The sequence below is a fragment of the Bacillus cereus group sp. MYBK216-1 genome (assembly GCF_051916495.1).
Lineage (GTDB): Bacteria > Bacillota > Bacilli > Bacillales > Bacillaceae_G > Bacillus_A > Bacillus_A thuringiensis_K.
In genome coordinates, this window is sequence record NZ_JBQAGT010000011.1 from 130,627 (window position 1) to 139,068 (window position 8,442).

Consider the following 8,442-nt stretch of genomic DNA (forward strand, 5'->3'; position numbering starts at 1 on the left):
TTCTATTTCCCTTCAGCAATGAGTACTACATCGTCAACATTTTTTTCCGGACGAATAATTGTTCCATCTTCAATAACCATTTCCGATCCAACAATTGCTCTTTCAATCACAACATTTTTTCCAATCTTTGCTCCTGGCATAACGACAGAATCAATAACCATACTACCTTCTTCTACCGTCACCCCTTGGAATAATACAGAATGCTTCACGTCCCCTTCAATGACGCATCCTTCGTTAATAAGTGATTCTTCTACTTTTGCCTGCTCTGCAATATATTGAGGTGGCTCATTTGGATTTACAGAATAAATACGCCAATTACGATCGTTTAAATTCAGTGATGTTTCATCGCGCAGTAAATCCATATTCGCTTCCCATAAGCTCTTAACCGTTCCAACATCTTTCCAATATCCTTCAAACGGATACGCCATCAACTTCTTCCCTTCATCTAATAAAAGCGGAAGTACATCTTTTCCGAAATCATTACTAGATTCAGGATTTCTTGCATCCATCTCTAAATACTCTTTCAAAATTGACCAATTAAAAATATAGATTCCCATTGATGCAAGATTACTTCTTGGAAATTGCGGTTTCTCTTCAAACTCAACAATCTCCATTTCTTCATTTGTATTCATAATGCCAAAGCGACTCGCTTCATCCCAAGGTACTTCAATAACAGAAATGGAAACATCCGCTTCCTTCTCAATATGATAATCTAGCATTTTACTGTAATCCATTTTATAAATATGGTCGCCCGATAAAATAAGAACGTACTCTGGTTCGTACTGACTTAAATAGTTTAAGTTTTGATAAATGGCACTTGCCGTACCTGTGTACCACTTCACACCTGAAGACTCCGCATAAGGAGGTAACACTGTGACTCCACCGCTTACTCGGTCTAAATCCCACGCATTGCCGATTCCGATATAATTATGAAGTTCAAGTGGTTGATATTGCGTTAAAATCCCAACCGTTTCAATACCAGAATTCGCACAGTTACTTAGCGTAAAATCGATAATGCGATATTTACCACCAAATGGAACAGCTGGCTTGGCTAAATTTTTTGTTAATGCACTTAATCGACTACCTTTTCCCCCTGCTAGTAACATTGCTACGCACTTTTGTTTTTGAGCCATCTTGTTTTTTGCTCCCCTTTCTCGTCTTCACTGGTCGTAATATGGATACGCCAAATGGTGGAATTGTAATTTCTACATGTGCTGCTTGATTATGATACGGTTCTTGAATTGCTTTCAGACGTTTCTTATTTACTTGCCCTGACCCGCCATATTGCTGTGCATCACTATTTAAAATCTCGTTATAATACTCGAAATCTGGTACACCTACTTTATAGTTTTCATATGTAGCTTTCGTAAAATTACATACGATAACTAACGCATCTTCTTGTTTATCTCCTTGGCGGATAAACGAGAAAATACTTTGCTCGTTATTATTAGCATCAATCCACTGAAAACCTTCAGGCGAATGATCAAGCTGCCAAAGTGGTTTTGAGCGCTTATACAATGCTATGAGCTCTTTAAAGTAATCATGCATATAACGATGCATTTCAAAATCATGTAAATTCCAATCTAAATCTTCAAGGTCTTTCCACTCATCAAACTGCCCGAATTCTCCTCCCATGAAAAGTAATTTCTTTCCTGGGTGAGTAAAGAAATATCCATATAATAAACGAAGCTGAGCAAACTTATCCCAGTAATCACCTGGCATTTTATTTAATAACGACTTTTTCCCATGAACGACTTCATCATGAGAAAGGGGTAATATGAAGTTTTCAGAGTAAGCATATAGTAAAGAGAACGTCATTTTCTCATGAATATATTTTCTGTACTCTGGCGCACACTCCATATATTTCAGCACGTCATTCATCCAGCCCATATTCCATTTGTAATTGAATCCAAGCCCACCTTCATACGTTGGTGCTGTTACAAGTGGCCAAGCTGTTGAATCCTCTGCCGTCATAAGAAAATCTTCATCCTCTGCAAACACTGCTTCATTTAACTCCCGTAAAAATGACACAGCGTACTCATTACTTTGCTCTTGTCCTTCTTTATTCCAGTACAACATGTTCGCAACTGCATCTACTCTGAAACCATCAATATGGAAATATCTCATCCAAAATAACGCATTTGAAATTAAGAAATTACGTACCTCTCTCTTTCCTAAATCAAAATTGACAGTTCCCCATACTAGATTTTCTTGTACATCTTTATCTTTATATTCATAGGTCGGTGTGCCATCAAACAAATATAAACCGTGAGCATCTTTACAAAAATGCCCCGGTACCCAATCTAAAATGACACCGATTCCATATTTATGACATTCGTCGACAAAATACATTAAATCATGCGGTGTACCAAATCTACTCGTCGCTGCATAATATCCCGTTCCTTGATATCCCCAAGAACGATCATATGGATGCTCAACAAGCGGCATAATTTCAATATGTGTAAATTGATGTTCCACCACATACGGAATGAGTTCTTCTGCCATTTCCCTGTAAGAATATAGTGTTCCATCTTCTTTCTTTTTCCAAGAACCAAAATGTAATTCATAAACTGTCATCGCTTCTTTATAAATCGGTTTTTTCTTTTTCTTACGATTCCAGTTTTTATCATTCCATTCATATCCTTTTATATCAAAAACTACAGATGCCGTATTCGGTCTTACTTCTGCATATATAGCATACGGATCTGCCTTTAAAATGACGTCACCAGCCAACGTTTCAATCGCATATTTATATATTTCTCCTTCTTCAATATGCGGTATAAATAAGGACCAAATGCCTTCTTCTGTCACTTGTAGCATCTTATGTTGCTCATAATCCCACTTATTAAAATCTCCAACAACACTCATTGCTTTCGCATGAGGAGCCCACACTGTAAATCGTACCCCTTGAATCTCATCTTCCGTCACAACATGTGCGCCAAAGATGTTATAACTTTCATAGTACTTTTCTGTATGAAACTCATCTCGTTTCACTTCTTCACAATTTATTACACTCAATATGCTCACCTCACTTAGATGACAGAATTTTTTATACTTTAACTATTTCTGTGAAAAACTGCAATATCCTTGTTAATTTATAAAAAACATTCGTTTTTTTCTTAAAAATGTTAGTTTTTCTTCACATTTCCGTGTAAAATATCGAATTTTGACGAATATTCATTGAAAACGCTTTATTATTCTTCTATATTTTTACCAATTATTTTTTCTCAACCTTTATTTTATTATGTTTATCCTATTTTTCATGCTATTTTCCACTCAAAATCAAAATAAAATAATCTGTCATAAAAAATGTTTCTCAATATTTTTTGTCACAATGTTATTGAAATGCGAAATTTAATCCTGCTTTTGAAAAGCTACTTCCGACAAAGGGGTAACCGCAAAAGTAAATGAACCGAAACTAGAGACAGGTTTTGTTACAGTTGGCAGAGCTATTGATGACAAAAACTTTGCTGGATTAGATGGTGATTTCCCGTTCATTGATGTAACTTTCAAAGTAGAAAATGATGAATTTTATGAAGCAAACGCTCAATTAGAGTCACCAATTTTTGTTTACTGGAAACAAGGTGAATCAGAACCAAATAGAATGCGTGTACTTCAAGATCAAACATTCTCAGTCATGTCCTTAAATTCACTAGTAGAAGGAAATATTAAACCTGGTGCATTCTTAAATGAACGTGGCTATTTAGATGAAAAGTTCGATTATACAAAGCTTGGCGTAAAAGTATATGCGACTGATTCTTATCGTCATAAGTTTGAAGGCTCACTAGATAAATACGGATACTTCAAACTAAATGGACTTCCAGTTAATAAACGCGACTATAACTTATATGTAGAGGTGCCAGGACATTTAACAAGCCGCCTAACAACGAAACTTGGTACTGAAAAAGACGGTAAGCTGCTTGGCCAATATTATTATGCAAGACCTGACGAAAACCTTGCCGGCGATGTAAATGCTGATAAAGTAATCGATATTAAAGATGCTGAAATTATCGCTAGCAACTATGGTAAAAAAGGACTAACTGTAAAAGACGGAGACCTTAATAAAGATGGGATTGTCGATGAAAAAGATATTCGCTTCGTTGAAAAGAACTTCTTGAAAAAAGAGCTAGATGCATCTAAATCACAAACAGCTGCTGAAAAATCAAAAAGCGGTAGACTGACAGATATTTTAAAGAAATTAGGATTAATGCCTAAAAAATAATAAAGTGAAACTTTAATCAGTCGAGGTTTTACTGCCCGGCAAATAGCGGAATAATAAAGAGCACTCTACGTAAAATAGAGTGCTCTTTTTCTATAAACGACCCTTATCCAGCAAAAGGGGTATATTGGGGATATACAAGGGAAACCGGAAAAGGAATTTATATTAAATTATATAAGTTCAGAGGTAAGAAGCAGTTTCCCACCTCTAAATTATTTAGTAATTATTATAGTACTGGTGCCATTGTTTCTTTTAATACTTTTACAGAATGAGCGAACTTCGCTTTTTCCTCTTCATTTAGCTCAAGTTCTACGATTTCACGTACACCTTCACGGTTAATTACAGCTGGAACACCTACGTAAGCATCTTTCTCGCCGTATTGACCTTCAAGGTATGCAGATACAGTTAATACGCTGTTCTCGTTGTTTAAGATTGCTTTAGTTACACGAAGTAGTGACATACCGATTCCGTAGTAAGTTGCACCTTTACGCTCGATGATATGGTAAGCTGCATCACGTACATTTTCAAAGATTTTATCTAAGTCTTCTTGTTTGTACTGTTCGTTATTAGCTAAAATTGTTTCTAGTTTTTGTACACCGATAGTAGCATGGCTCCATACTGGAAGTTCAGTGTCACCGTGTTCACCAACGATGTAAGCATGAACGTTACGTGGATCTACATTTAAGTAGTCACCTAACATGTAACGGAAACGAGCAGAGTCTAAAGTAGTACCAGAACCAATTACGCGCTCTTTTGGTAGACCAGATTCTTTCCAAGTTACGTAAGTTAAAATATCAACTGGGTTAGTTGCGATTAAGAAGATTCCATCGAATCCGCTATCCATAATACCGCGAACGATTTGTTTAAAGATCTTTGTATTTTTCTCAACTAGGTCTAAACGAGTTTCACCTGGCTTTTGTGGTAATCCAGCAGTGATAACTACTAAATCTGCATCTTTACAATCTGCATAGCTACCGCTCCAAACTTTTGTTGGTGATGGAGAGAATGGTACCGCATGGCTTAAGTCCATTGCTTCCCCTTCTGCTTTTGCTTCATTAACATCTACTAATACGAATTCTTCAGCTACACCTTGGTTGATCATTGAGTAAGCATAACTACAACCTACAGCTCCTGTTCCTACTAATACTACACGATTGATACCTTTTTTCATGGTAATTTCCCCTCTCTATTGTTCACATCTATTTTTTATGATTGTTTAAGTAATTAATTAAAATACTAATTTAATGTTGTTTAACTTCTTTACAATCATATTGTAGCACGTATTATTGTGAATTATTTCACAAATTATGACCTATTTGTGAACTTTTTCACATATGATGTAAAGTTATTGGAATAGGTGTGGAATCCATTTCAATGGAGGCGTTTTCTTTAGATTGTGAAAGGGATTTTCTTGTGGTTTTTGTCGGTAAGTGAAATTATATCGGCGATTTTTAGAATATATGGACCGTAACTCCAAATATATCAGCGATTATTAAAATTTATCGACCGTAACTCAAATTATATCAGCGATTTTTGCAATATATCGGCTTACCGACAAAACTCGACAATAATGACAACATAAAAAAGCTGTCTTCAGTAGGTCACACCTATTGAGAGAAAGCAGCTTCTTCTATATATTATTTATTTTCCACAGTAGCTCCCGGATGTATTTTCATCGGTTTCTCCAAGTGTAGGAGGCTACAGCCATACAGCTGGGGTAAAAGTTCAACTTGAGGTATCATTTGTTAGATAGATAGTTCCTTCATATTCATACAGGCCCAAATAAACAACATGATTGTATTTACGGCTCTATATACCCAACTGCAACAGCCCATACTTCATATTTCTTCTATTGCCTAAAAAAGCAGAGTATCCAAAGTCCACTTTTACACAACAAAAAAGAGATAGCAGATTATGCTATCTCTTTTAGTATGACCCGTACGGGATTCGAACCCGTGTTACCGCCGTGAAAGGGCGGTGTCTTAACCACTTGACCAACGGGCCAGTTCTGGCAGAGAAGAAGGGATTCGAACCCTCGCACCGCGTTCGCGATCTACTCCCTTAGCAGGGGAGCCCCTTGAGCCACTTGGGTACTTCTCTATAAATATGGCTCCGCAGGTAGGACTCGAACCTACGACCGATCGGTTAACAGCCGATAGCTCTACCACTGAGCTACTGCGGAACAATTATGGTGGGCCTAAATGGACTCGAACCATCGACCTCACGCTTATCAGGCGTGCGCTCTAACCAGCTGAGCTATAGGCCCATAATTGAAAAGCGGGTGAAGAGAATCGAACTCTCGACCAGAGCTTGGAAGGCTCTTGTTTTACCACTAAACTACACCCGCATTAAATTGTAAATGGTGAGCCATGAAGGACTCGAACCTTCGACCCTCTGATTAAAAGTCAGATGCTCTACCAACTGAGCTAATGGCTCATTTTGAAAGTGGTGCCGACTAGAGGACTTGAACCCCCAACCTACTGATTACAAGTCAGTTGCTCTACCAATTGAGCTAAGTCGGCTTGCGACTTCAAAATGGTGGCTCGGGACGGAATCGAACCGCCGACACGAGGATTTTCAGTCCTCTGCTCTACCGACTGAGCTACCGAGCCTTTATGTAAAAATGGCGGTCCCGACCGGGGTCGAACCGGCGATCTCCTGCGTGACAGGCAGGCATGTTAACCACTACACCACGGGACCATTTGGTTGCGGGGACAGGATTTGAACCTGCGACCTTCGGGTTATGAGCCCGACGAGCTACCGTGCTGCTCCACCCCGCGATGATAAAATATTTACTTTAGAAAAAATGGAGGAGGTAGAGGGATTCGAACCCCCGCGCGACTCTCGCCGCCTGTCGGTTTTCAAGACCGATCCCTTCAGCCGAACTTGGGTATACCTCCGAGATATATACGTCTAATGGTGGACCTTGTAGGACTCGAACCTACGACCGGACGGTTATGAGCCGTCTGCTCTAACCAGCTGAGCTAAAGGTCCTTTATGGTAGCGGCGGAGGGGATCGAACCCCCGACCTCACGGGTATGAACCGTACGCTCTAGCCAGCTGAGCTACACCGCCATAAATGATATTTAAGATAAGTGGAGCCTAGCGGGATCGAACCGCTGACCTCCTGCGTGCAAGGCAGGCGCTCTCCCAGCTGAGCTAAGGCCCCATGTTTTTTTGGAATATCGGGAAGACAGGATTTGAACCTGCGACCCCCTGGTCCCAAACCAGGTGCTCTACCAAGCTGAGCCACTTCCCGTTAATAAAAGCGCGCCCGAGAGGAGTCGAACCCCTAACCTCTTGATCCGTAGTCAAACGCTCTATCCAATTGAGCTACGGGCGCATATGGTGCCGAGGGCGGGGGTCGAACCCGCACGGTGGTCACCCACCGCAGGATTTTAAGTCCTGTGCGTCTGCCTGTTCCGCCACCCCGGCATGTCATATTGAAAATTGGAGCGGAAGACGGGATTCGAACCCGCGACCCCAACCTTGGCAAGGTTGTATTCTACCACTGAACTACTTCCGCAAGACATATATGAGTTATTTAATTAAAAGTGCGGGTGAAGGGAGTCGAACCCCCACGCCAAAGGCGCCAGATCCTAAGTCTGGTGCGTCTGCCAATTCCGCCACACCCGCATATTAATTTATTTAAGAAAAATGGGGCGACTGATGGGAATCGAACCCACGAATGCCGGAGCCACAATCCGGTGCGTTAACCACTTCGCCACAACCGCCATGATTTCTGGTGCCGACTAGAGGACTTGAACCCCCAACCTACTGATTACAAGTCAGTTGCTCTACCAATTGAGCTAAGTCGGCTAAATGGTGGAGGATGACGGGATCGAACCGCCGACCCCCTGCTTGTAAGGCAGGTGCTCTCCCAGCTGAGCTAATCCTCCATTTGCCTGGCAACGTCCTACTCTCACAGGGACAAGGTCCCAACTACCATCGGCGCTAGAGAGCTTAACTTCCGTGTTCGGTATGGGAACGGGTGTGACCTCTCTGCCATCATTACCAGACTGTATTCATTTAAGACAAGAATTATTATAACTAATTTACTTTTGAAAGTCAACAAGTTTTTTATATTCTTTCAAAACTAGATAACATTGCTACATATTATATGGTTAAGTCCTCGATCTATTAGTATTCGTCAGCTCCACATGTCACCATGCTTCCACCTCGAACCTATCAACCTGATCATCTTTCAGGGATCTTACTAGCTT

Annotated in this window: 3 protein-coding genes, 22 tRNA genes, 2 rRNA genes and 2 pseudogenes; 2 read left to right on the top strand and 27 right to left on the bottom strand. The window is 40.1% G+C overall.

Annotated elements, in window-relative coordinates; translation table 11 throughout:
- Positions 1-2 precede the first annotated feature (2 nt).
- Together glgC and glgB are read right to left on the bottom strand one after the other, a co-directional pair.
- Positions 3-1,133: a glucose-1-phosphate adenylyltransferase gene (glgC, locus tag ACTFRH_RS26350; protein ID WP_000057616.1), complete on the bottom strand. Its 1,131-nt coding sequence runs from the start codon at positions 1,131-1,133 to the stop codon at positions 3-5.
- Complete coding sequence (glgB, locus tag ACTFRH_RS26355; RefSeq protein ID WP_000111409.1) at positions 1,081-3,018, bottom strand: 1,4-alpha-glucan branching protein GlgB; 1,938 nt, start codon at positions 3,016-3,018, stop codon at positions 1,081-1,083. Before glgB ends, glgC begins: the two co-directional genes overlap by 53 nt.
- Before the next feature lie 326 nt (positions 3,019-3,344).
- Here glgB and ACTFRH_RS26360 point away from each other — a divergent pair.
- Positions 3,345-4,222: pseudogene (locus ACTFRH_RS26360) on the top strand (S8 family serine peptidase); the annotation flags it as partial.
- Between the two features lie 223 nt (positions 4,223-4,445).
- On the opposite strand, the gene ACTFRH_RS26365 reads toward ACTFRH_RS26360, so the two are convergent.
- Positions 4,446-5,390: an L-lactate dehydrogenase gene (locus ACTFRH_RS26365; protein WP_000715350.1), complete on the bottom strand. Its 945-nt coding sequence runs from the start codon at positions 5,388-5,390 to the stop codon at positions 4,446-4,448.
- Between the two features lie 486 nt (positions 5,391-5,876).
- Between ACTFRH_RS26365 and ACTFRH_RS26370 the strand changes: the two are divergent.
- A pseudogene (locus ACTFRH_RS26370) lies at positions 5,877-6,054 on the top strand (IS4 family transposase); the annotation flags it as partial.
- Positions 6,055-6,151: 97 nt separating this feature from the next.
- Here the strand turns inward: ACTFRH_RS26370 and ACTFRH_RS26375 are convergent.
- From ACTFRH_RS26375 to ACTFRH_RS26490, 24 genes are all read right to left on the bottom strand, one after another.
- Positions 6,152-6,223: transfer RNA gene (locus ACTFRH_RS26375), tRNA-Glu, on the bottom strand.
- Positions 6,224-6,228: 5 nt separating this feature from the next.
- Positions 6,229-6,319, bottom strand: a tRNA-Ser gene (locus ACTFRH_RS26380).
- A 7-nt stretch (positions 6,320-6,326) separates the two neighbouring features.
- Positions 6,327-6,401 (bottom strand) — tRNA-Asn (locus ACTFRH_RS26385).
- Positions 6,402-6,408: 7 nt separating this feature from the next.
- Positions 6,409-6,485, bottom strand: a tRNA-Ile gene (locus ACTFRH_RS26390).
- Between the two features lie 10 nt (positions 6,486-6,495).
- Positions 6,496-6,566: transfer RNA gene (locus ACTFRH_RS26395), tRNA-Gly, on the bottom strand.
- A 13-nt stretch (positions 6,567-6,579) separates the two neighbouring features.
- A tRNA-Lys gene (locus ACTFRH_RS26400) sits at positions 6,580-6,655 on the bottom strand.
- Between the two features lie 10 nt (positions 6,656-6,665).
- A tRNA-Thr gene (locus ACTFRH_RS26405) sits at positions 6,666-6,741 on the bottom strand.
- Positions 6,742-6,755: 14 nt separating this feature from the next.
- Positions 6,756-6,831: transfer RNA gene (locus tag ACTFRH_RS26410), tRNA-Phe, on the bottom strand.
- A gap of 12 nt (positions 6,832-6,843) precedes the next feature.
- Positions 6,844-6,919: transfer RNA gene (locus ACTFRH_RS26415), tRNA-Asp, on the bottom strand.
- Positions 6,920-6,922: 3 nt separating this feature from the next.
- Positions 6,923-6,999, bottom strand: a tRNA-Met gene (locus ACTFRH_RS26420).
- 27 nt (positions 7,000-7,026) lie between these two features.
- Positions 7,027-7,119, bottom strand: a tRNA-Ser gene (locus ACTFRH_RS26425).
- A gap of 17 nt (positions 7,120-7,136) precedes the next feature.
- Positions 7,137-7,213, bottom strand: a tRNA-Ile gene (locus tag ACTFRH_RS26430).
- 4 nt (positions 7,214-7,217) lie between these two features.
- Positions 7,218-7,294, bottom strand: a tRNA-Met gene (locus ACTFRH_RS26435).
- Positions 7,295-7,315: 21 nt separating this feature from the next.
- Positions 7,316-7,388, bottom strand: a tRNA-Ala gene (locus tag ACTFRH_RS26440).
- A 16-nt stretch (positions 7,389-7,404) separates the two neighbouring features.
- Positions 7,405-7,478: transfer RNA gene (locus ACTFRH_RS26445), tRNA-Pro, on the bottom strand.
- A gap of 10 nt (positions 7,479-7,488) precedes the next feature.
- Positions 7,489-7,562 (bottom strand) — tRNA-Arg (locus ACTFRH_RS26450).
- A gap of 3 nt (positions 7,563-7,565) precedes the next feature.
- Positions 7,566-7,654: transfer RNA gene (locus ACTFRH_RS26455), tRNA-Leu, on the bottom strand.
- A 16-nt stretch (positions 7,655-7,670) separates the two neighbouring features.
- A tRNA-Gly gene (locus ACTFRH_RS26460) sits at positions 7,671-7,745 on the bottom strand.
- Positions 7,746-7,774: 29 nt separating this feature from the next.
- A tRNA-Leu gene (locus ACTFRH_RS26465) sits at positions 7,775-7,855 on the bottom strand.
- Positions 7,856-7,877: 22 nt separating this feature from the next.
- Positions 7,878-7,953 (bottom strand) — tRNA-His (locus ACTFRH_RS26470).
- 9 nt (positions 7,954-7,962) lie between these two features.
- A tRNA-Thr gene (locus ACTFRH_RS26475) sits at positions 7,963-8,038 on the bottom strand.
- Between the two features lie 4 nt (positions 8,039-8,042).
- Positions 8,043-8,118: transfer RNA gene (locus tag ACTFRH_RS26480), tRNA-Val, on the bottom strand.
- Positions 8,119-8,122: 4 nt separating this feature from the next.
- Positions 8,123-8,238 (bottom strand): 5S ribosomal RNA (gene rrf / locus ACTFRH_RS26485).
- 101 nt (positions 8,239-8,339) lie between these two features.
- Positions 8,340-8,442: ribosomal RNA gene (locus tag ACTFRH_RS26490) — 23S ribosomal RNA — on the bottom strand; the annotation flags it as partial.

Bases quoted from the DNA above. Each gene is read 5' to 3' on its own strand.
- ACTFRH_RS26365 (WP_000715350.1), bottom strand. From the start codon at position 5,390: ATGAAAAAAGGTATCAATCGTGTAGTATTAGTAGGAACAGGAGCTGTA.
- glgC (WP_000057616.1), bottom strand. From the start codon at position 1,133: ATGGCTCAAAAACAAAAGTGCGTAGCAATGTTACTAGCAGGGGGAAAA.